Genomic DNA, 22561 nt, shown 5'->3' with positions numbered 1-22561 from the left:
ACCAGATGGCCAGTCTACATCAGATCGTTCTCCACATCCTCTGCTGAGATCCCAAGCGCATCCAGACCATTCTCAAGATGATCCGACAGGTGCGGCGTACCGATCAGATAGTCGGCACAGGGGGTCGAGGCCTCTGACTTGGCAGTTGCAATCGCTTCAGCCAGATCCTCGGCGAAAAAGCTCTCGCGACCGATCCACATGACTGCAACCAACTCGGCCTGCTCATCCTCGCCCATACGGTCGATAAAGGCGCGCAACTCGCCCTCGGCGCGGTTCAATTCGCGTCCCATCATGGCAACCTGAGCGATTTTTCTTGCCGAGATTTCCAACATGACCCAACTCCTCGTGTTCGCGGTTTCCATCCTAGCACAATCACTCTGAGGTGCCCGAGTCTTTGATCTTACGCAAACAAAGACGCATTAGGGTTCGCGGATGCGGGAAACCGGATGGTCCGGAACGGGGGCAGTGCGAAACGGGCGGAACCGCGCTTTTTTGACCCACAGCTTCAGGGCCTGCCATAAGATCAGAGCAAACGCGCGGCGGGCACCAAACGGGCGGCGCAGTAGCGACCACAGGATCGCGCCATCAGTCAGCGGCGCACGCGGCCCGGTCAGCGTTGCAATCAGCCCGCCACCCTCGCGCCCATAGTCGATCCACACGCCCACACGATCTGGGCGATAGTCGAACCGGAAAGTGTAAGACCCTTCGATCTTTTGAAACGGCGAGACGTGCATCAGCTTATTCGCCTGGATCCGATCCGAGGGCTGGATTGGCGCGAAGTCGGGATTGTGGCAAAGATAGCTGTGGCGCGTGCCATAAGTATTGGTGACCTCGGCCACCACCGCATACAGCTGCCCTTCCGCGTCAAAACAGAACCAGAAACTGACCGGGTTGAAGACATGGCCAAACACGCGCGGTTGAGTCAGCAGGGCAATGCGCACTGGTTGGGTGACACCCATTTGGTTGAACTGCTCACGCAGCCAGGCGGCACCTCGCCCCTTTCCCGGCACTCCACCATGGTCGCGATCCCGCCAGTTGGTGACATTGGCCCGGTTCAGGGAAAACAACAGCGGGGTACCCGATTGCCCTTCAGGGTCCAGCAGAATGTAGTCGATGGAATAGCGAAAGGCGTTCTGAATATCCCCCTTCCGCCCGTGAAAGGTATGGCCCGCGATATGGTCGATCCTTTTCACGCCGCATTCCTTGCTTTTCCTGTAAACCGTTCAACCGGCATTCTTTTCCCAAACTGTTCGTATCAGATAATACGCAAACTAGCCCGACACGGATCAAAAACCGCAAACAAAGTGATCCGCCTTGGGCTATGCCGCGTATTGTGGTTATGTTTACCGAGATCGATACCGTGACCTTGGATGAACCGGTGGCCGAAAGGCCTGCACTCAAACCTTGGCGCGCAAAGAAACGCATCAGGGGCAAGCCGGTGAACAAAGCGGATGGCAGTTGCGAGACCAGAACTGAGTGGGTGAGCCACGTCAGGCGTATTCGGGACGCGCAGGATCAGGCGGCTTTTGCCGAACTGTTTCAGCACTTCGCGCCGCGGATCAAGGCGTTCCTGATTAAGTCGGGTTCTGACGCTGCGCTGGCAGAGGAATGTGCGCAAGAGGTGATGGCGACGTTGTGGCACAAGGCGCATCTGTTCGATCCCACCCGCGCGACCGTCGCCACATGGGTGTTCACGATCGCACGGAACAAGCGCATCGACGTCCTGCGCAAACAACGCCGCCCCGAACCCGAGGACCTGGGATGGGGACCCGAGGCGGAACCGGAACAGGACGACGTGATCGCGCTGCAACAGGAAACCGCTCAGCTGCGCAGCGCCATGGCAGCGTTGCCCGAGGCGCAAAGAGAACTGATCGAAAAGGCTTATTTCGGCGATTTGAGCCACCGCGAGATTGCCTCTGCAACCGGATTGCCGCTGGGCACGATCAAATCACGTATACGACTGGCGCTGGACCGCTTGCGCCACGCAATGAACTGAGATGATGATGATGAGCAACGATATAAAACATCACCTGACAGACGACCTGCTGATGGCTTATGCCGCAGGGACTCTGCCTGAGGCGTTTGACCTGATGGTCGCCACGCATTTGTCCCTGTGTGACCACTGCCGCGCCCGCGCTGAGAGTTTCGAAGCGGTCGGTGGCTGCGTATTGCAGGATCAGGACGCGACGGCGAGTATGAGCGATAGTTCTCTGGCCGCGACCATGGCGCTGATCGCTCGGGGTGCGCCGATTGCCAAAACGGCCCGTCCGGGATGTTCGGTTCTGCCCGCGCCTCTGCAGGATTACGTGGGTGGAGATGTGAATGACATCAAATGGCGGTCCATCGGCATGGGTGTCAAACAGGCGATCCTGCCGACCACACGCGAAGCCACCGCGCGCCTCCTGTTCATTCCGGCCGGTGCGGCCGTGCCCGATCACAGCCACAATGGCATCGAACTGACGATGGTGCTGCAGGGGGCCTTTTCGGATGAGGTCGATCACTTTGCCCGCGGCGATGTTGAGATCGCGGATGAAGACCTGCACCACACGCCGACGGCCGACATCTCGGAAGACTGCATCTGCCTGGCTGTCACAGATGCGCCATTGAAGTTCAACAAACTGATGCCGCGTCTGTTCCAGCCTTTCCTGCGTATCTGAGGGATCTGGGTGGTACGTTAACCCGACAGTTGGCTTGGGAGGTGATCATGAAAACGCGTTTGATCCTGAGTATCGTCTTTGCAGGTCTTGCCTGCACCGCCTGGGCGCAACGCGCCGCCGAGGTCAAATTCGAGTCCGGCAATTTCGGTACGATGGTCAGCGGCACCATCACTGGTGACGAGTATTTTGACTACAGCCTCGGTGCGAGTGCCGGTCAGGAAATGTTTGCAAACCTTCAAGTCAGCGACACCAACGGCAACGGTGTGATCTACTTCAATATCCTGCCGCCGGGCAGTGATGGTGCTGCAATCTACAACGGCTCGATCAACGGTAACACCGCTCGGATCAACCTGCCCGAGGACGGAGATTACACGATCCGCGTCTACCTGATGGGCAACGACCGGGATACCGGCAAGACGGTCGGCTACAATCTGGACCTCTCGATCCAGTAGGGTTCAGCCCTCAGACTTGCCCAAAGGCACCACATTGGTGTGATCGTCCGGTGCAAGCTCCTCAAAATCGAAGTTGTCCAACCGCTGCGCCCGTCGCCCCGCTTTTTCCGCGCTGATCTTGATTTCCGAAATATCCTTGGCCGCCTGTCCAAAATGACGGTCGAGGTTCGATACGCGGTCGCCCAGACGCTCTACATCCTTGTGCAGCATCCCCAATTCCTTGCGGATGGCACCCGCCTGTTCTCGCATCCGCGCGTCTTTCAGGATCGCGCGCATCGTGTTCAGAGTCGCCATGCAGGTGGTGGGCGAAACGATCCAGACGCGTTTGCTGAAACTCTCCTGCACCAGCTCGGGGAACTTGGCGTGCAGTTCGGCATAGACCGCCTCGGACGGCAGGAACATCAGCGCGCCATCGGCGGTTTCACCGTCCAGAATATATTTCTCGGCGATATCGTTGATGTGCTTGCGCACCGTGCGGCGGAACATCTGCACCGCCGCTTTCAACTCGGCGTCATTTGTCGAGCCGATCAGCGCCTCATAAGCCTCCAAGGGAAACTTGCTGTCGATCACGATCGGCCCCGGAGGGTTCGGCAGGTTGATCAGGCAATCCGCCCGCCGCCCGTTCGAAAGCGTTGCCTGCAGCCGAAAACTGTCCGAGGGCAGCGCCTTTGAGACGATGTCGTTCAGCTGAATCTCACCAAATGCGCCGCGGGTCTGTTTGTTCGAGAGGATATCCTGCAGCGACAGCACATCGCCCGACAGTTTGGTGATATTGTCCTGCGCCTTGTCGATGGCCGCCAGCCGTTCCTGCAACTGGGTCAGCGAAGTCGCAGTCTGTTTCGACGAGCCATGCAGCGATTCCTTCATCCGTTCCTGCATCTCGGCCAGCGCGCGCGTCGATTTCATCGCGTTGTCTGCCAACCGATCATTCATCTGCTGCTGCACCGAGGACAGACGCGATTCCACCGTCTGGATCACCTGTACCTGCGCATTTGCCTGTGTGTCCGAGACATGCTGCAACCCGCCGCGCAACTGCTCTTGTCCCTGCCCCAGCTGCTGCACATGCTGGCCCAGATGCGCCATCTGACGCGCCAGAGGTTCCGCCATGCGGGCCGAGCGTTGCGCTGCCCGCATGGACATAAACAGCAACAACATAATCAGCGCGACAACGCCCCCCGCAATCAGGATCACGGGGTCATTCAATGCAACTTGGGTGCCAGCAATCTCGATCATGTCGCCTCGGATGTTCTTGTTTTAGTCTTCATAACCCGACAGCGTTGCCGGATCAACTGCGGCCGAACAGACGCTCGATATCGCTCAGCTTCAGTTCCACATATGTCGGCCGCCCATGGTTGCACTGGCCGGAATGGGGCGTTGCTTCCATCTCACGCAACAGGGCGTTCATCTCCTCGGCCCGCATCCGGCGTCCCGACCGGACCGATCCGTGGCAGGCCACCCGGCTGAGGATCGCCTCGATCCGCGCCTGCACCGTCTGGCTTTCGCCCTGATCGGCCACTTCGTCGAGAATATCCAATATCATCGCGCGAGCATCGACCTCACCCAGAATCGCCGGAGTTTCGCGTACAGCGATAGCACCGCCGCCGAAGGGTTCCAGCGTAAGACCAAGGCGTGACAGGTCGTCGGCCACGGCCATCAGGCGTGCGCAGTCACCTTCGGAAAGCTCGACAATCTCGGGGATCAGCAGCGCCTGCGCGGCGACACCATTCTCGGCCATCTGGGTTTTCAGCTTTTCATAGACCAGCCGTTCATGCGCGGCGTGCTGATCGACAATCACCATGCCATCGGCGGTCTGGGCGATGATGTAATTCTCATGCACCTGCCCACGCGCCGCGCCCAAAGGCAAGTCGTGCGGCGCAGGCTCTTCCACTGCCACCGGAGCCACCGGTGCAGGGTCAACTACGCTGCCGCTGTAATCTCGGGAAAGTTCGGCAAAGCCCGGGGCCTGCGCCTGATAGGCCACCTGACGGGCCGCAAGTGAGGGCCGATCCATCTGATACACCCGTGCTGGAGCAGGCTGCGCTGGTTCGGGACGCATCGCGCCCAGCGTCGCGTTGGCCACGGTACTCGAGGCCCGGTGCCCCGCCTCGGCCAGCGCGTGCCGCAGGGCCGAGACGATCAGCCCACGCGCCACACCGGGATCGCGAAACCGAACCTCGGACTTGGCGGGGTGGACGTTCACATCCACCAGCGTCGGGTCACAATCGATGAACAGCGCCGCCGCCGGATGGCGGTCACGGCTGAGGAAATCGAAATAGGCCGCCCGCAACGCACCGGTCAGCATCTTGTCGCGCACGGGGCGACCATTAACGTACAGGTACTGCGCCACAGCTGCACCACGGGAATAGGTCGGCAGGGCGGCATAGCCATAGAGCCGGATGCCTTCGCGCGTGGCGTCGATCTGCAGCGCGTTTTCGGCAAACTCGCGCCCGATCACGCGGGCCAGACGGGCATGCAGCGCGTCGAAAAGGTCACCGTTCTCGCGGTCAGCGCGGAAGGTCACGCGCCCCTCACCCCCGCCCGAAACATCACGCAGGGAAAAGGTGATGGCGGGCTCGGCCATGGCGAGGCGTTTCACCGTGTCACCAATCGCCTGAGCCTCAGCCCGATCGGTGCGCATGAATTTCAACCGCGCGGGCGTGGCAAAAAACAGATCGCGCAGTTCCACCACTGTGCCTGCACGCAGGGCGGCGGGTTTCACCGCCTCCATCTTGCCGCCTGCCACGTGAACCTGTGCCGCATCCGCACCCGGCACCCGGCTGGTGATGGTCAGCCGTCCGACAGCGCCCAGCGACGGCAGCGCCTCACCCCTGAACCCGAAAGTGTGGATGTTCAGCAGATCCGAGCCGTCAATTTTCGAGGTCGCATGGCGCGATAGGGCCAGCGGCAGGTCTTGTGCCGAAATTCCACAGCCATCGTCGGTGACGCGAATCAGCGTCTTGCCGCCATCAGCGATATCTATGGCGATGCGTGTCGCACCGGCATCGATGGCATTTTCCACCAACTCCTTGACGGCCGAAGCCGGACGTTCAACCACCTCACCCGCAGCGATCCGGTTGATCGCAGCATCATCAAGCTGCCGGATAGCGGGTGGGTTTTCGCTGATATTGGGGTGTGTCTGCGCCATACCACCAGACCTAGCACACACGCGTACGATTCTGCCACTGGTTTGGATGTATCAATTTTACAGGAGGGGGCGTTCGAACAATCGCACCGTACCGATGTAACAGACGGTGAACCGGATCGCGATTGTCCGAACGGTCCAAGGTGAGTGGTGGTCTTCCAGTAAATTCAATCGAGTTGGTAGCACGATTGGTAACATGAAGATCATTAACTCTGCCAACAGAGTATTTCTGAGCAGATTCCAGCCGACCGGTCGCAGACAGGGGCGGCGGGAACACGCCGTGTCAAGAGGCCTGGGGCGCTCCGGCGCGGGTTCTACACGGGCCCCACAGCGCTGCGGCGGCCAGGATCAGGCCCGACATAGTGGCGATCATGCCTGCCGCGCTGACCGCATCCGCTCCGCCCAGCCACAGCGGCCCGTATCCCGCCAGCACATAGCCTGAAATCGCTGAAAGGCTGGCGAAGACAACGCTCCACGCGATCTGGGTCTCCAGCCGGTTGGTCATCATGCGCGCGGCCGCAGGCGGGCAGATGAACATAGCGATCACGATGATCGACCCCACCGCGTCAAAGGCCGCCACGGCAGAGATCGCCGCAACGATCACCAGAGCCATGCCCAGCGCACCGGTACGAATGCCGATGGTGCGGGCAAAACCTTCGTCAAATGTGGAAATCTTCAACGGTCGCCAGAACAGCCAGATGAACAGAACCACTCCGGCCAGCGTGAAAGTAATGCGCGGCAGTTCCGGCGGCAACCCGGCCAGGGCCGTCAGGTCCAGCAGCGACGACCACCCCACCGCATCCAGCCAGATCAGGCTTTCCAGATTGCCGTAAAGCGCGTGTTCCACGTCCAGATGCACGGTCGAAGTGTCGGTTTGTTCCAGCAACAGCACGCCGCCTGCGAACATGGTGGTGAAGACCACCCCCATCGCGGCGCCCGGTTCGATCTGGCCCAGTCGCCGTATCGCCTCGATCAACACTACGGCCACAATCGAGGCCCCCGCCGCGCCCAGCATCATCGGCCAGGTCGAAATGGCTCCGGTCAGGATAAAGGCAACCACGATGCCAGGCAGCACCACATGGCTGATCGCATCGCCGATCAGGGCCTGTTTGCGCAGCACAAGAAAATTGCCCGGCAACGCGCAGGCAATGGCCGCAAAGGTGCCGATCAGCAAAGGCGTTAGCGACAGGGGAACAAATTCTTCACCGCTCATGAGGGCACCCCTTGCGGGCCGCCGATCTGGCGGTCGATCTCAGCGATCTGGTCGCGGGTCAGAACAGTTTCGATGTCGCGCAACCCGTCATAGAGCGCCGCTGTCGCCTCATGCGCCTGATCGGCGCGGACGACCTCCCACCGTTTTTCGTCGCGCAGGGCTTTGGCGGCGCGGGCCTTACCAGCCTCGGTGGCGACACCATCGGCACGGGCCAGCCCAGCGCGTTTCAACAGGCGCAGGGTCAGCGGTTCATAGATTTTCTGGTCTTGCGCCAGCGCCAGCAGACCTTGACGGATGTGGACACGGCGCTGAAACCGTAGATGTTTCAGCACCGCCGCCAGAACACCCCGGACTGGGGCCAATAGCAAGGACAGGGCAAAGAAGCCAAAGCTGACCAGCACGATGATCGGACCCGTAGGCAGGTTTGGAGCCGAGGCCGAAAGGGCCGCCCCCAGATACCCGGCCAGACCGCCTGCCAGACCGGCCAGCAGCACCACTCGGTCAGACCGTTCCGTCCAGAACCGCGCCGTGACGGCGGGGATAATCAGCAGCGCCACGATCAGGATCAGCCCAACGATCTTGAGGCCAACCACGGTGACAGCCATCACCAACCCCATCATCGCCAGATCAATGCGATGCACAGGTAACCCGCGCGCCGCGGCATATTCAGGGTCAAAGGCCACCATGGTCATCGGGCGGCGGATGATCATCACAAGGGCTAGCGTCGCCGCCCCGCCAATCGCGATGATCAGTGCATCGGCCCAGAGCATTCCGGCGGTTGAGCCCAGCAGGAACCCTTCAAGTCCTGCCTGACGTCCAACGCCCATGGTCTGGATGATAGTCAGCAGAACAATGCCAAAGCCGAAGAACACCGACAGGACCGCCCCGATGGCCGCATCTTCGGCCAGTCGCGTGTGGCGGGTCAGCCAGTTCATACACAACAGGCCAATCCAGGCCGAGATCGCCGATCCGGCCAACAAGCCAATCAGATTGCGCCCATCGCCGCCAAAGGCAACCAGCACCATGAAGGCCAGACACACACCCGGCAGGGTCGCATGACTGATTGCATCGCTGACCAGGGCGCGTTTGCGCAGAAACAGGAAGGTGCCTGTGACCCCGGCCGAGACACCCAGCAAGGTCGCACCGATCGCGACCAGCGTGGCGTTATAGCCAAGCTGTAGGGTCAGAGCGTCCCAAAGCATGGATTACCCCAGCGCGCGAGAGATCTGGTCGATCTGGGCAGTGGCCAAGCGGCCTCCGTACGCCGATTGCAGTGTCTCGGCGGTGAAGGCCTCGGCCACCGGGCCTTCGGCCACTTTGCGCGTGTTGATCAGGAAAACGTGGTCGAAATAGTCGGTGACGGTGGCCAGATCATGATGCACTACGACAACGGTCTTGCCGGCCTCTTTCAACGATTTCAGCACTGCGATAATGGCCTTTTCCGTAGCAGCATCGACCCCGGCAAAAGGTTCATCCAGCAGATAGAGGTCAGCCTCTTGCGCCAAAGCGCGGGCCAGAAACACCCGTTGCTGCTGACCGCCGGACAGCTGGCCGATCTGGCGATCCGCGAAATCGTGCATTCCAACACGGTTCAGGCAGTCCATCGCGCGAGCCATATGCCGGGCACGAATACGACCCAGCAGGCCCAGTTCCCGCGACAAGCCCATCAGCACGACGTCGATGACACGGGTCGGAAAATCCCAATCCACACTGGCGCGCTGCGGTACATAAGCGATGCGGGCGCGTTGCTGCTCCAGCGGTTTGCCGTAAACGGTCACCTGCCCAGACAGCGACGACACGATCCCCAATGCGGCCTTAAGCAGGGTCGATTTTCCCGCCCCGTTCGGGCCGATGATTGCGGTCATCGCGCCGGGCTGTACGGTCATGTCCACCGAGAACACCGCTGGCTTTTGACCGTAGGAAACAGTCAGGCCGCGAATGGCCAGAGGGCTGTCGTCTAGGCCGCTCTCAGCAACCGAAACACCCTGATTTGTGGCCAGTTCCAGCATTACTCAAAACCCCGCCGACAATTTGCCGTTCATGCCGCGATCGGGCACATCAGCGCCCAATGCGCCCGCGATGACGGTGATGTTGTGATCCAACATGCCGATATAAGTGCCCTCATAAGTGCCCGGTTCGCCCATAGCGTCGGAATACAGCTCACCGCCGACACCCACATCATGACCTTTGGCCGCAGCGCCTTCGATCAGCGCGCGCATCGACCGATCAGACACCGAGCTTTCCACGAATACCGCTTTCAACTGTTTGTCGACCAGCGTGTCCACTAGTTCTCCGATCCGGTTCAAACCGGCCTCGGACTGGGTCGAGATGCCCTGAATGCCCATCACCTCATAGCCATACTCGGCCCCGAAATAGCCAAAGGCGTCATGCGCCGTGACCAACAGACGATTGTTTTCAGGAACAGATGCGAGGGCTTGCGCGGCATAGGCTTCCAACTGGTCGATCTCGGCCAGATGCGCCTGTGCGTTGGCAGCAAAGATTTCGGCCGCCTCAGGGCGTGCCTCGGTCAGAGCATCCTGCACTTCAACCACCACATCGCGCCACAGGGCCGGGCTCATCCACACATGCGGGTCATATTTGTCGGCGTAATCGTCGTGGGCGCGCAGTTTCGATCTGTCGATCCCTTCGGCCACGGCCACGACGGGCCGCTTGCGGCCCAGATCGTGGAAGAAGTGCTCCATCTGCGCTTCAAGATACAGGCCATGCCACAGGATCAGATCGGCACGGGTCATTGCGACGATATCGCTGCGGGTCTGGCGATAGGCATGCGGATCGACGCCGGGACCCATCAGGCCCTTCACCTCGACCTGATCGCCCCCCACCTGACGCGCGGCGTCGGCGATCATGCCGGTGGTGGCCACCACTTTCAGCGGCGCTTCGGCCCAAGCCGTCAATGGCAATGCAGCGGCAATTGCCAGTGCTGCAAGAAAGCTGCGACGAATCATGTCAGACCCCGATTTGGTACTCACTTGAGAATGAATATGCGAACCATTCGCAAGTAAGTCAACGCTCTTGCGAATTATTCGCAAGAAAATGCCGATTTTGTCCATTTGGTCAAAAAACATATCGCCCTTGCCGCTCAATGCCTTCCATTTAGGCGCAACCCGTGCGAATTTGGCGCAAACCTCCCAAAGGATGTGACTATGGAAACGCAGAGCTCAGAAAGCCCCGTGCGCACCGCGCATCTGCCGCAAGTGACCGAACCCCGAAACCCCGGTATGGACCTTGATCTGGACTGGGTGCGCGCCGTGCAGGCCAACACTTCGGCCATCGAACGCCGCGCGGCGACCCTACCCGGTCGTCGGTCGGTGAAGAAAGACTATCAGGCCGCGTGGCTGTTGAAGGCGGTCACCATGATCGACCTGACCACGCTGGCAGGTGACGATACCGTGGGCCGCGTGCGCCGCCTATGCGCCAAGGCACGCCAGCCGGTTTCAGCCGCTTTGCTGCAGGCGATGGACATGCCGCCGATCACCACCGGCGCCGTTTGCGTGTATCACGACATGATCGAAACCGCGGTTGCGGCGCTGAAAGGCACCGGCATTCCCGTGGCCGCGGTATCCACCGGCTTTCCGGCCGGCCTGTCCCCTTTCCACCTGCGCGTGGCCGAGATCGAGGAAAGCGTGAAGGCCGGGGCCGAAGAGATCGACATCGTGATCTCACGCCGTCATGTGCTGTCGGGTGACTGGCAGGCTTTGTATGACGAGATGAAAGCCTTCCGTACGGCCTGCGGCGATGCCCATGTCAAAGCCATCCTTGCGACCGGAGAGCTGGGCAGCCTGCGCAACGTCGCCCGCGCCTCGTTGGTCTGCATGATGGCGGGCGCCGATTTCATCAAGACCTCGACTGGTAAGGAAAGCGTCAACGCCACCCTGCCCGTATCTCTGGTGATGATCCGTGCGATCCGCGACTATTATGACAGCACCGGATACCGTGTCGGCTACAAACCGGCGGGTGGCATCTCGAAAGCCAAAGACGCGCTGGTTTACCTGTCGCTGATCAAGGACGAGCTGGGCGACCGCTGGCTGGAACCGGACCTGTTCCGCTTCGGCGCGTCATCGCTGCTGGGCGATATCGAGCGGCAGTTGGAACACCATGTGACAGGCGCGTACTCCGCCGGCCACCGTCACTCCATGGGCTGAGGACAAGAACAATGACAGTCAAAGAGATTTTCGAAACCATGGACTACGGCCCCGCCCCCGAAAGCGCCGCTGAGGCACTGGCCTGGCTGGTCGATCAGGGTGACAAGTTCGGCCATTATATCGACGGTGCCTTTACCAAGCCCGGCAAAGGGTTTGAAAGCCGCAACCCGGCGACCGGAGAGGTGCTGGCCAAGCTGACGCAAGCCAAACAGGCCGATGTGGATGCCGCAGTTGCTGCCGCCCGAAAGGCGCAGCCTAAGTGGGAGAAGCTGGGCGGCGCGGGCCGCGCACGGTATCTCTATGCCATTGCACGTCTGTTGCAGAAACATTCGCGCCTTTTTGCGGTTTTGGAGAGCCTGGATAACGGCAAGCCGATCCGGGAATCGCGCGATATCGACATCCCTCTGGCGCAGCGGCACTTCTACTACCACGCCGGAATGGCACAGTTGATGGAAAGCGAGCTGCCCGATGCTGAGGCGCTAGGCGTTTGCGGGCAGATCATCCCGTGGAATTTCCCGCTTCTGATGCTGGCGTGGAAGATCGCGCCTGCGCTGGCGATGGGCAACACTGTGGTTTTGAAACCGGCCGAGTACACCTCGCTGACCGCATTGCTGTTTGCCGATATCTGTAAGCAGGCCGGGCTGCCCAAGGGTGTGGTCAACATCGTCACCGGAGACGGTGCCGTGGGTGAGATGATCGTCGCCGCAGACGTGGACAAGATCGCCTTTACCGGTTCGACCGTCGTTGGCCGCCGCATCCGCGAGGCGACCGCGGGTTCGGGCAAGGAACTAACCTTGGAACTGGGCGGCAAGTCCGCCTATATCGTGTTCGACGACGCCGATATCGACAGCGCCATCGAAGGGTTGGTCGATGCGATCTGGTTCAATCAGGGTCAGGTCTGCTGCGCGGGTTCGCGCCTGCTGGTGCAGGAAGGGATCGCAGACCGTTTCCATGACAAGCTGCGCGCGCGGATGGACAAGCTGCGTATCGGCGATCCACTGGACAAATGCATCGACGTAGGCGCGGTTGTAGACCCGGTTCAGTTGCAGACCATCAAGGGAATGGTCGAAAGCAACACCGTCGGCCACGTCCATCAGGCGGCGTGTGAGCTACCAGAGAATGGCTGCTACTACCCGCCCACACTGATCTCGGGGCTGGAAACCTCTGACCCGCTGATGCAGGAGGAGATCTTCGGCCCGGTGCTGGTGTCCTCGACCTTCCGCACTCCGGAAGAGGCCGTCGAACTGGCCAACAACACCCGCTATGGGCTGGCCGCGACAGTGTGGACCGAGAATGTGAACCTGGCGCTGGATATCGCGCCCAAGCTGGTTGCTGGCGTGGTCTGGGTCAATGCTACCAACCTGTTCGACGCTGCCGCCGGGTTTGGCGGCGTACGCGAAAGCGGCTTTGGCCGCGAAGGCGGTTGGGAAGGGCTGGCAGCCTACACCAAGCCCAAGGGCAAGGCCAAACCACTGACGAAGGTTGAAGCGATGACCGGAGAAGGTGCTCCGGTCGATCCCATCGACCGCACCGCCAAGATGTATGTGGGGGGCAAGCAGGCACGGCCTGATGGCGGGTACTCGAAGCCCATCTGGGGCAAGTCGGGATTGCTGGGACATGTCGGCCTTGCCAACCGCAAGGACGTACGCAACGCAGTTGAGGCTGCGGCGGGCGCGAAGGGCTGGTCCAAGACCACTGGCCATCTGCGAGCGCAAATCCTGTATTACATCGGTGAAAACCTCTCCGCCCGTGCTGACGAATTCGCCGCACGTATTGACGCCATGACCGGGGCCAAGACCGGTGCGAAAGAGGTCGAAACCTCAATCCAGCGCCTGTTCACCGCTGCCGCCTGGGCCGACAAATATGACGGTCAGGTCCACGGCGTTCCAATCCGGGGCGTAGCAATTGCCATGAAGGAACCGGTCGGCGTTATCGGTGCACTCTGCGCGGATGAGGCGCCGCTGCTGGGTCTGGTCTCGGCCATGGCCCCAGCAATCGCGATGGGCAACCGGGTGGTGTTGGCGGCGTCCGAACCCTATCCACTGGCGGCGACGGATTTCTACCAGATTCTGGAAACCTCGGACGTGCCTGCTGGCGTGGTTAACATCCTGACCGGCAGCCATGCGGAACTGGCGAAACCACTGGCCTCGCATCTGAACGTTGATGCGGTCTGGTCGTTCTCGTCCACCGACCTGTCGAAAGAGATCGAGGTCGTCTCGGCCGGGAACCTGAAACGCACCTGGGTCAATAACGCGACGGCATTCGACTGGGGCATGGACCATTCCCGCGGCTTCCTGCAGTCTTCGACCGAGATCAAGAATATCTGGGTGCCCTACGGAGAGTAGGGCTCCCCTCCAAGGGAGGCCTACATGGATTTTTCAGGAAAAACCGTCATCGTTATCGGCGGCACCAGCGGCATCAACCGGGGCATTGCCGAGGCCTTTGCGGCCTCGGGTGCCAAGCTGGCCGTCGCCAGCCGTTCACAGGAAAAGGTGGATGACACCATCGCGGCGCTGAAAACGGCGGGCGCGCCTGAAGCCATTGGCGCAGCGTTCGACGTACGCGACCCCGAGGCCGTCGCCGCAGGCCTGAAACGGTTCCACGACGCATTTGGCGATTTCGACGTGTTGGTCTCGGGCGCGGCGGGCAACTTCCCGGCGCTGACATCTGAGATGTCGGTTAATGCGTTCAAGACTGTAATCGACATTGACCTGATGGGCACGGTCCACGTGATGAAGGGGGCCTATCCCTACCTCAAACGCCCTGGCGCAAGCATCATCAGCATCTCAGCGCCGCAATCCTATCTGCCGTACGAAGGTCAGGCTCATGTCTGCGCTGCCAAGGCGGGTGTCGACCAGATCACCCGCACCCTGTCGATGGAATGGGGTGTCGAGGGCATCCGCGTGAACTCGGTCGTACCGGGATTCATCGAAGGCACCGAAGGGGCCAAACGTCTGGCACCCACCGAAAACGCCCATGAAGAGCTGCGCCGCGATGTCCCACTCGGTCGCTGGGGTCAGCCGCAGGATGTGGCCAATGCCTGCCTGTTCCTTAGCTCGGATCTGGCCAGCTATATCAGCGGCACTGTGATGGCTGTGGATGGCGCGCTGTATCAGCGCGGCTCGGGCAAGTTCGGGCAGATGATGGGGCAGATGTTACGGGCGCAGAAAAAGGGTTGAGACCCACCCGGCACATGAAGCTTGGCCTGGTTATTTGGATGCTCAGTGATAAGGCTGAGCATCTTGGTCATCGTGACCCGATACCCTGAAATAAAGCCCGACAGCGACCAAAAGAGACGTCAGTACACCGGCGACAACATACAAGACAAATGCGCTGAGCAGAGATTGGCCGAGAATAAGGGCGGCCGCAAAGGTCAACAGGGCGGCAAGTGTTCCCAGTCCTATTATCACAACCACCATAGCGCCCAGCTTCGTCCTTGATCCTATTACGGGCGATGGCGATGTAAGTTGCCAGACCCATCTCCTACAACCATACTTTTCCTGACCATTCTGGCCAAAATATGGCTACGATGAGTGTAGGTCGCGTTAGACAGCGGTTATACTGGTCTGTACCTACCTCAAATTCGACTACAGTTCTTCAACGGAACACGGTGTTTTCCCTCCGTGACCTGCAACACGCATATGGCGCCGATTGACACCTAGTGCAACTTAGCGATGAGCGGGTCTATGCCGCCGCTTGAGCAAAAATACACCCATCGACCCGACGACAGAACGCCCAACCGGGCAAACCCTTCCATGCCGACTCCGACACTGCCCGGCCACGCCATGGAGAGAATGGCGTTAGCCGTCCAGCCCTTCCGGTTTCCCGACGATGGTAAAGTGCAGACCTTCAGGGTCCAGCAACTCGGATGCGACGCGGTTCACATCCTCTAGGGTTACTGCATTCACCTTGTCGTTGCGCGTGGTGATGTAGTCGATGGGCAAGTCATCCATCTGCATACCGACCATGATCCCGGCAATCTGTCCGTTGCCATCGAATCGCAGCGGATAGGCCCCTGTCAGATAGGTCTTGGCGTCATCCAGCTCTTTCAGGGTCACGCCCTCAGACGCGGCACGGGCCCATTCACTGCGGATCACCTCAACCGTTTCGGCGATGCGGTCATTGGCCGAAGACACAGAGCCCAGGTAGACCGAGGCCAAGTCCTTGGGTACCAGATAAGTTGCCACGCCATAGGTCAGACCACGTTTTTCCCGCACCTCGTGCATCAATCGGCTTTCAAACCCGCCGCCACCCAGAATGTGGTTCAACACAAAGGCCGCGAAAAAGTCGGGGTCGTGCCGGTCGATACCAGCTTGTCCGAACAGGGCTACGGACTGCGGTGTGTCGAACTCGACAACACTGACGCCACCGGGGATAGACACATCGGCACGGTCCGGAATCGGCTTGCCGGTCTCGGGCAGGTCCGCCAGCAGATTGTCCAGCAGCGCACCCAATTCCTCGGCGGTGATATCGCCCACAGCACCGACATAGAGCCGGTCCTTCGCGAAGACATTGTCATAGGCAGTCACTACATCATCGCGGGTCAGCGCACCGACGCTGTCGATGGTACCTTTGCCTTCGGTGCCATAGGGGTGATCACCATAGGCAATCTGCGCGAAACTCCGCCCGGCGATGTCGTTGGGATCAGTCTGATCGGACCGCAACCCGGACAGGACCTGTGCTTTCACCCGTTCCACCGCATCCTCATCAAAGCGCGGTTCATGAATCGTAGTTCGCAGCAGATCTATCACTTCATCGCGGTTTTCAGTCAGAAACTGTGCCGAGATCGACACCGTATCATCAGTCGCGCTGTACCGGAACGAGGCCGCCAAAGATTCCAGTTCGCGCGCATAGGTGCGGGCATCCATGTCGCCTGCGCCTTCCTCAATCAGTCCGCTCATCAGGTAAACTGCGCCGCGTTTACCGGGTTCATCCAGCGACGTCCCGCCACGAAAGCGCAGCTCCAGCGCAGTAAAGGGGATCGAGTGATCCTCAACCAGCCAAGCGGTGATGCCACCGGGCGAGGTCACTTCTTCGATTTCGATCTCGGCCCATGCGGGCAGCGCGATGACAAAGGCAATCAGGGTTGCAAAGATGCGTTTCATTGCGTCACCTCATCGTCTTTCATCAGCCAGCCCGTCACGGATGTTTCGGGTTGCAGCACCTCACGGGCGGCAGCGATGATCTCATCTCCGGTCACGGCCTGCAGGATATCGGGCCAGGCCTGCACATCCTCGACCGTCAGGCCACTGGTCAGCGCGCGGCCATAGCGGTTGCCGATCCCATCAACGTTGTCGCGGGCATAGGTCTGAGCCGCACGCAACTGCATTTTGATCCGATCAAGGTCTTCTTCGTTCACGCCTTCGGCAATGAAATCGGCGACGACCTGATCCATCGCGTCCTCGGCCTCTTGCAAAGATACGCCCTGCGCCGGGACAACCAGCAGATCAAAGGTGGTGTCGTCCAGCGAAACGCCACGGTAGAAGGCCCCGGCATAGACAACCATTTGCTGCTCGAACTGCAGCTTTTCGTTCAGATAGGACGTGGTACTGCCGCCCAGCAACTCTGCCAGCAAAAACAGCGCAGCGGCTTTCTCTTGTTCACCCGGATCACGCTCAGGTGCCAGATAGCTGCGCTGCACATAGGGCTGCGACACACGCGCGTCTTTGAAGGTCAGGCGACGTTCGGCTGTTTGCGGCGGTTCCTGTGAACGTACACGTTCCGGCAGGTCCGGGTTGGCCGGTATAACGCCGTAATACTGCTCGGCCAGTGCCTTGACCGCGTCGGGTTCCACATCGCCGGTCACGACCAGAATGGCGTTATTGGGCGCGTAGTGGGTTTCATAGAAGGACAGCGCGTCCTCCATGTCCAACGTCTCCATCTCATGCCGCCAGCCAATGATCGGAACGCTATAGCCGTGATTGAGGTACTGCGCCGCGCTCATCTGCTCGCCGAACAGGGCCCGAGGGCTGTTGTCGGTGCGCTGGTTACGTTCTTCAAGAATCACGTCGCGTTCGGTGACAATGTCCTCTTCGCTCAGGCGGAGATTGCGCATCCGGTCCGCCTCCATCCGCATCATCAGTTCCAACCTGTCTGCAGCGACGCGCTGAAAATAAGCGGTGTAGTCGTATGAGGTGAACGCGTTGTCATTGCCCCCATTAGCCGCAACGGTGGCGGAAAATTCACCCGGAGCCAGCGAATCGGTGCCCTTGAACATCAGATGTTCAAGGAAATGCGCAATGCCTGACGTTCCGACCGGCTCATCCGCTGACCCGACGCGATACCAGACCATGTGCTGCACGACCGGCGCGCGGTGATCTTCGACCACAACGACATCCATGCCGTTTTCCAGCGTAAAGGTAGTGACCGCCTCGTGACCCTCTTTGGCAATCAAAGGGGTGGCGGCGACCAGGGCGGCAGACAAGGCCAGAGCCCGAACCATGGGGCGTCCTCCGTTTCGTTTTGTGGTGTTCAAACTACGACGGTGGGGCGCAGGTTCAAGGGTGATGACGGAAAGTTAAGATTTATTCATCAGCCGGAGGCGCAGACGGTGTCTCAAGCCCCGCGCGGCGCGCTGCTTCGTTCTGCAGATCGGCGTCCAGCGCCTGACGCTGGTAAACCTGAGAATACCGATCCACCTTGAACAGACGCAAGCGGGTCAGACGGCCCTGCTTTCTGCGGAACTCGGCATCTTCGCTATCGACAACCTGCCGCGCGTTGGAAGGTACGCCATAGCGACTGGAGGCTGTCACAAGCGCCGCATCAGTGGAGGGGATGGCGGTATTTGCATTCAGTGCCGCTGCGTTACCGCCCAGGGCCACAACCGCGTCCGCCTTTGGGTTCGGGTCGGTCAGGTTGGTTCCACCCGGCGTGGGCGCAGGCAGGAACTTGTAGTCCTTGGGCTGGGTCAGCGGTTCCACCGGCATGACCGAGAACTCATCCGGGCCGTCTCCCGGTGCCTCAAGATGGCGCAGACCGATGTCAGAACACCCCGCAACTGCAAAGGCCAATGTCACAGCAAGTATGGAACGCGGCAACCGCATCAGAGTCTCCAGCCAGTTTCAGGCGCTTTTATCGCATTTCCCCGGGCGCGTCACGAGGGCTTTTTGCCCTCGAACAACACAAGCCCGATAGCGCCTGCAAAGATGAACGCGTCAGCCAGATTGAACACAAACGGGTTGTTGATGCCGCAGCAGGACATATTGAGGAAATCCAGAACATAGCCATAGATCACCCGGTCCAGTACATTTGCCAGCGCGCCGCCGATCAGCAACCCACCGCAGAACAGCATCAGTTTGGACGGTGCCGTGCGCATCAGCCAGATCAGCACGCCGATCGAGATGGCCAGCGAGATACCGATCAGAACCCAGCGGGCAGTGTCGGTATCCCCTTGGAAGAGGCCAAAGTTGATACCCCGGTTTTCACCGTATTTGAACACCAACAGGGGCGGCAGGACATCGATATTGCCCTCGGCCACGCGCATCACGTGAACGACCAGATACTTGCTGATCTGGTCGATCAGAAACGCGGCCAGCGCGGCCCAGAGCAGAAGGCGATAGCGCATCAGTGACGGAAATGGCGCATGCCGGTAAAGACCATGGCCAAACCGGCCTCGTCCGCCGCCGCGATCACCTCATCATCACGCATCGAGCCACCGGGCTGGATAACGCAGGTGGCACCAGCCTCGGCAGCCTCCATCAGACCGTCGGGGAAGGGGAAGAACGCGTCCGAGGCCACGGCTGAGCCGATGGTCAGCGGTTGCGGAAGACCCAACGCGTCAGCCATGCGTTCGGCTTTCTTGGCCGCGATCAGGGCTGAGTCCACACGGCTCATCTGGCCCGCACCGACGCCCACGGTCGCACCGTCCTTGACGTATACGATGGCGTTGGATTTGACGTGTTTCGCCACTTTCCACGCAAACAGCAGGTCGCGCATCTGCGCCTCGGTCGGGGCTTTTTTGGTGACCACTTTCAGGTCATCCATGCCGACAAAGCCGTTGTCCTTGTCCTGAACCAGCAGGCCACCGGCCACCTGACGCACAGTTTTGCCACCGGCGGTCACATCCGGCAGACCTTCGGTCGTCAGCAAACGCAAGTTTTTCTTTGCTGCGAAAATGGCTTTGGCCTCATCCGACGCACCGGGGGCAATCACGACCTCGGTGAAGATACCGGTGATCTCCTGCGCGGTTTCCGCGTCCAGCGGCTGGTTCAGCGCTACGATGCCACCAAAGGCCGAGGTGCGGTCGCAGTCGAAGGCCGCCTTATATGCCTCCAACAGGGTCGCGCCTTTGGCAACACCGCAGGGGTTGGCGTGTTTGATGATGGCACAGGCAGCACCTTGTGCCGGGTCGAACTCGGCCACCAGTTCGGACGCGGCATCGGTGTCGTTGATGTTGTTGTAGCTCAGTTCCTTACCCTGATGCTGTACGGCGGTTGCCACGCCGGGGCGGCCCGTGCCGTCAGTGTAGAAGGCCGCCGACTGGTGACTGTTCTCGCCATAGCGCAGGGTTTGTTTCAGCTCACCGGCAAAGGCGCGGCGTTTCGGGGCCTCAAGCTCCAGCGCGTCGGCCAGCCAGTTGGACACAGCTGTGTCATAGGCGGCGGTGCGGGCATAGGCCTTTTGCGCCAGCTTGCGGCGGAATTTCGGGCAGGTCGCGCCCTTGTGCTGGTCCATGTCACCCAGCAGTTTCTCGTAGTCCTCGACATCCACGACCACGTTGACGAAGGCATGGTTCTTGGCCGCCGCACGGATCATCGCCGGGCCACCGATGTCGATATTCTCGACACATTCATCGTAGTCGGCACCTTTGGCCACTGTCGCCTCGAACGGGTAGAGGTTCACCACCAGCAGATCGATGGCGCCGATGCCGTGTTCGGTCATCGCGGCGACATGAGTGTCGTTGTCGCGCAGCGCCAGCAGGCCGCCATGCACCATCGGGTGCAGGGTTTTCACGCGGCCATCCATCATCTCGGGGAAACCGGTGACCTCGCTGACATCCTTCACCGCAAGCCCTGCATCGCGCAGCGCTTTGGCGGTGCCGCCGGTCGACAGCAGCTCGACCCCGCGCTCGGACAGCGCCTGTCCCAGTTCGATCAATCCGGTCTTGTCGGATACGGAAAGCAACGCGCGGCGCACGGGGTGAAGGTCGGTCATGGGTCCAAAGGTCCTTTTGGCGTCAGTCAAACTCGGGCTCGTCCCGGTGCAGGTCGCGCACGGCATAGGCTGTATCCTGTGCCTTGCTCAACGTCCACTGGATGCGCGTCGCATACTCCATTGCGCGCCCGGATAGAACGATCTGTTTTGTCGCGCGCGGCTTTAACCGGCCTTTTTCCAGATAAACACTTGGTTCAACGGTTAATTTTGCAACACCATCGTGGCGGAAAACCCAGATCTCACCGCTTTTGAGCGCCATCGACACGGCCGCACCGCCCAGATCGATGGCTGCATCGACGTCAGGATGCAGGTGAAAACGGATGTCGAAGCCGACGCCTTTCAACCCTGAGGCGTCCATCGCCTTGTCAAACTGCCGCTTGGATTTGTCGGTGGCGGTCAGCAAAATGTCCTCGCCCGTCAGCTTGCGCCCGTCGAACTGCAATTCGAACGTGCGGGCATGGGTCAGGCCGAACACCTTGGTGTAGCCATCATGCCCGACCATAAAGCGTGTGCCTTCAAATGCCTCTTCGGTGTCCACCGGTACGTCTTGCGGCGCATCGACCAGTGCTTCGCTCTCGCTGCCGTTGCCAGCTGGGGCCAGCCGGGCGCTGGAATAGCCATCCAGGCACAGTGTCGAATGTGAAGGTGTCGCTCGTCCGGCGCGCCGCCACTCGGACCCGAAACTCTCCCCTGACCCGCAATTCACGATCAAAGGCCGCCGCCCTGAGGTCAGCTCAAACGCGCTAGTCGAAGCATGCGCATTCAGCGACGCCGCCCCTTTGGGCGGCACGCCTGCATCCACGATCACGCTGGTTCGCGCTGCATACAGCCGGGCAAACCCCATCGCCAAACCGGTTACATGGTGCGGTCGGACTCCACTTTGGGCCAATGCCTGATCCAATCGCCCTTCGACGCCACGCCCGCCGCCGTGAAACCGCGCCAGCGCACCGTCGGCATGGCGCAGGCTGCGCAATGTCGGGGCCATACGCTTGATCGCATCTGCCTGTGCCGCAGGTGTCCCCCGCCCCAAATCGCCCAACGCGGCCGAAGTCCACGATAGCAGAGTGAAGACATCCAGCAGTTCTTCAGGATTGCGGGTGGGAATGCCGCCCTTTGCATCGATCTGCTTTTCACATTCCTTCGCAAGCGCGCGCAGTGCCGGATCGGCCATGCGTTCGGCCCCCTCCAAGGCCAGCCCGGCCTGAACCAACCCCGCCAGCGCCTCAAACCGGGGCAGACCCGGCGTCGCGGCCTGCCAGCGTTTGGAAAGAAACCAGGTCTGTTGTGCCAATGACCGGAAAAACGCCCGGCTTTGTTTTTCATCCGCCCCGCGCAGCAGGAAAATCGCGTGATTGATCCAGCGCATCAAACGCCGACCGGTCAGATCAGGCGCCCATCCCGGCCCCTGCCCGCGACCATGTGTTTCAATCCAACCCCAAACCCAACGCTGAGCTTTTTCCCGTGCCCGCATGTCTCCGACTGCGGCCAGATCGTCCAGCCAGGCAAAGCCGTGACGCTCGTTGTCAAAGCCGACACTGGGAGCTGACACATCCCACAGGCCGGTATCCTGCGCCTCGACCAGATACCCCGCAAACAGCAGATTGCCCGCCACCAACTGCCGACCGCGCGCAAACGAGCCAACGGTGCGGGGTTCGGGGTCTCCGACAAACCCGGTGACCGCCTTGCGCCGCTGACTGAGCCGCGCATAGAGACGGTTCTGAAACCGCGCCCACCGGTTGGTCATGGTATCTGAATTCGACATGACGCTCGTTACTCTGCCT

Annotated in this window: 20 protein-coding genes; 6 read left to right on the top strand and 14 right to left on the bottom strand. The window is 60.6% G+C overall.

Annotation, left to right across the window (positions count from 1 at the left end; translation table 11 throughout):
- Positions 1-14: 14 nt before the first annotated feature.
- A complete protein-coding gene (locus tag ACR0ER_RS08135) occupies positions 15-332 on the bottom strand; it encodes a DUF3775 domain-containing protein (protein WP_170326413.1) in 318 nt (105 codons plus the stop codon).
- Between the two features lie 87 nt (positions 333-419).
- Positions 420-1193, bottom strand: coding sequence for a DUF1365 domain-containing protein (locus tag ACR0ER_RS08130; RefSeq protein ID WP_480768478.1), 774 nt, complete (start codon positions 1191-1193; stop codon positions 420-422).
- A 146-nt stretch (positions 1194-1339) separates the two neighbouring features.
- Between ACR0ER_RS08130 and ACR0ER_RS08125 the strand changes: the two genes are divergently transcribed.
- Genes ACR0ER_RS08125 through ACR0ER_RS08115 form a run of 3 tightly spaced genes read left to right on the top strand, consistent with a single transcriptional unit; the run spans position 1340 to position 3109 of the window.
- Positions 1340-1996: a sigma-70 family RNA polymerase sigma factor gene (locus ACR0ER_RS08125; RefSeq protein ID WP_480768490.1), complete on the top strand. Its 657-nt coding sequence runs from the start codon at positions 1340-1342 to the stop codon at positions 1994-1996.
- A 10-nt stretch (positions 1997-2006) separates the two neighbouring features.
- Positions 2007-2657 (top strand): ChrR family anti-sigma-E factor, encoded by a 651-nt coding sequence (locus ACR0ER_RS08120; protein ID WP_480768477.1) that lies wholly within the window; start codon positions 2007-2009, stop codon positions 2655-2657.
- 47 nt (positions 2658-2704) lie between these two features.
- Complete coding sequence (locus ACR0ER_RS08115) at positions 2705-3109, top strand: hypothetical protein (protein ID WP_480768476.1); 405 nt, start codon at positions 2705-2707, stop codon at positions 3107-3109.
- 3 nt (positions 3110-3112) lie between these two features.
- Here ACR0ER_RS08115 and ACR0ER_RS08110 read toward each other — a convergent pair whose 3' ends face one another.
- From ACR0ER_RS08110 to ACR0ER_RS08085, 6 genes are all read right to left on the bottom strand, one after another.
- Positions 3113-4342 carry a DNA recombination protein RmuC gene (locus ACR0ER_RS08110; RefSeq protein WP_480768475.1) on the bottom strand — a complete coding sequence of 410 codons (1230 nt, stop codon included), beginning with the start codon at positions 4340-4342 and terminating at the stop codon, positions 3113-3115.
- A gap of 52 nt (positions 4343-4394) precedes the next feature.
- On the bottom strand, positions 4395-6254 hold the full coding sequence (mutL, locus tag ACR0ER_RS08105; protein WP_480768474.1) for a DNA mismatch repair endonuclease MutL: 1860 nt from the start codon (positions 6252-6254) through the stop codon (positions 4395-4397).
- Between the two features lie 280 nt (positions 6255-6534).
- Positions 6535-7464, bottom strand: coding sequence for a metal ABC transporter permease (locus ACR0ER_RS08100; protein ID WP_480768473.1), 930 nt, complete (start codon positions 7462-7464; stop codon positions 6535-6537).
- Entirely contained in the window at positions 7461-8666 is a 1206-nt protein-coding gene (locus ACR0ER_RS08095; RefSeq protein WP_480768472.1) for a metal ABC transporter permease, read from the bottom strand. Before ACR0ER_RS08095 ends, ACR0ER_RS08100 begins: the two co-directional genes overlap by 4 nt.
- 3 nt (positions 8667-8669) lie before the next feature.
- Positions 8670-9473, bottom strand: coding sequence for a metal ABC transporter ATP-binding protein (locus tag ACR0ER_RS08090; RefSeq protein ID WP_480768471.1), 804 nt, complete (start codon positions 9471-9473; stop codon positions 8670-8672).
- Positions 9474-9476: 3 nt separating this feature from the next.
- Positions 9477-10430: a metal ABC transporter solute-binding protein, Zn/Mn family gene (locus ACR0ER_RS08085; RefSeq protein WP_480768470.1), complete on the bottom strand. Its 954-nt coding sequence runs from the start codon at positions 10428-10430 to the stop codon at positions 9477-9479.
- Between the two features lie 198 nt (positions 10431-10628).
- Here ACR0ER_RS08085 and deoC point away from each other — a divergent pair, with 198 nt between their 5' ends.
- Genes deoC through ACR0ER_RS08070 form a run of 3 tightly spaced genes read left to right on the top strand, consistent with a single transcriptional unit; the run spans position 10629 to position 14806 of the window.
- Complete coding sequence (gene deoC, locus ACR0ER_RS08080; RefSeq protein ID WP_480768469.1) at positions 10629-11627, top strand: deoxyribose-phosphate aldolase; 999 nt, start codon at positions 10629-10631, stop codon at positions 11625-11627.
- A gap of 11 nt (positions 11628-11638) precedes the next feature.
- The gene (locus tag ACR0ER_RS08075; protein WP_480768468.1) at positions 11639-13972 is read left to right on the top strand and encodes an aldehyde dehydrogenase family protein; all 2334 of its coding nucleotides are present in this window, start codon (positions 11639-11641) and stop codon (positions 13970-13972) included.
- Positions 13973-13996: 24 nt separating this feature from the next.
- Positions 13997-14806, top strand: a complete 810-nt coding sequence (locus ACR0ER_RS08070; RefSeq protein ID WP_480768467.1) for an SDR family oxidoreductase — start codon at positions 13997-13999, stop codon at positions 14804-14806.
- Between the two features lie 621 nt (positions 14807-15427).
- Here ACR0ER_RS08070 and ACR0ER_RS08065 read toward each other — a convergent pair.
- The 6 genes from ACR0ER_RS08065 to ACR0ER_RS08040 all read right to left on the bottom strand — a co-directional run bounded on the left by ACR0ER_RS08065 (position 15428) and on the right by ACR0ER_RS08040 (position 22542).
- Positions 15428-16732, bottom strand: a complete 1305-nt coding sequence (locus ACR0ER_RS08065; RefSeq protein WP_480768466.1) for a M16 family metallopeptidase — start codon at positions 16730-16732, stop codon at positions 15428-15430.
- Positions 16729-18069 carry a M16 family metallopeptidase gene (locus tag ACR0ER_RS08060; RefSeq protein WP_480768465.1) on the bottom strand — a complete coding sequence of 447 codons (1341 nt, stop codon included), beginning with the start codon at positions 18067-18069 and terminating at the stop codon, positions 16729-16731. Before ACR0ER_RS08060 ends, ACR0ER_RS08065 begins: the two co-directional genes overlap by 4 nt.
- 82 nt (positions 18070-18151) lie before the next feature.
- Positions 18152-18670, bottom strand: coding sequence for a DUF3035 domain-containing protein (locus ACR0ER_RS08055; protein ID WP_170329619.1), 519 nt, complete (start codon positions 18668-18670; stop codon positions 18152-18154).
- A 50-nt stretch (positions 18671-18720) separates the two neighbouring features.
- The gene (gene lspA / locus ACR0ER_RS08050; RefSeq protein WP_480768464.1) at positions 18721-19191 is read right to left on the bottom strand and encodes a signal peptidase II; all 471 of its coding nucleotides are present in this window, start codon (positions 19189-19191) and stop codon (positions 18721-18723) included.
- Positions 19191-20780 carry a bifunctional phosphoribosylaminoimidazolecarboxamide formyltransferase/IMP cyclohydrolase gene (gene purH / locus ACR0ER_RS08045; protein WP_480768463.1) on the bottom strand — a complete coding sequence of 530 codons (1590 nt, stop codon included), beginning with the start codon at positions 20778-20780 and terminating at the stop codon, positions 19191-19193. The genes lspA and purH overlap by 1 nt, the downstream gene beginning before the upstream one ends.
- Before the next feature lie 22 nt (positions 20781-20802).
- Positions 20803-22542 carry a heparinase II/III family protein gene (locus tag ACR0ER_RS08040; RefSeq protein ID WP_480768462.1) on the bottom strand — a complete coding sequence of 580 codons (1740 nt, stop codon included), beginning with the start codon at positions 22540-22542 and terminating at the stop codon, positions 20803-20805.
- Positions 22543-22561: the final 19 nt, after the last annotated feature.

This window comes from Ruegeria sp. CH8 (genome assembly GCF_056536985.1).
This window is presented reverse-complemented; position numbering and strand designations above follow the sequence as displayed.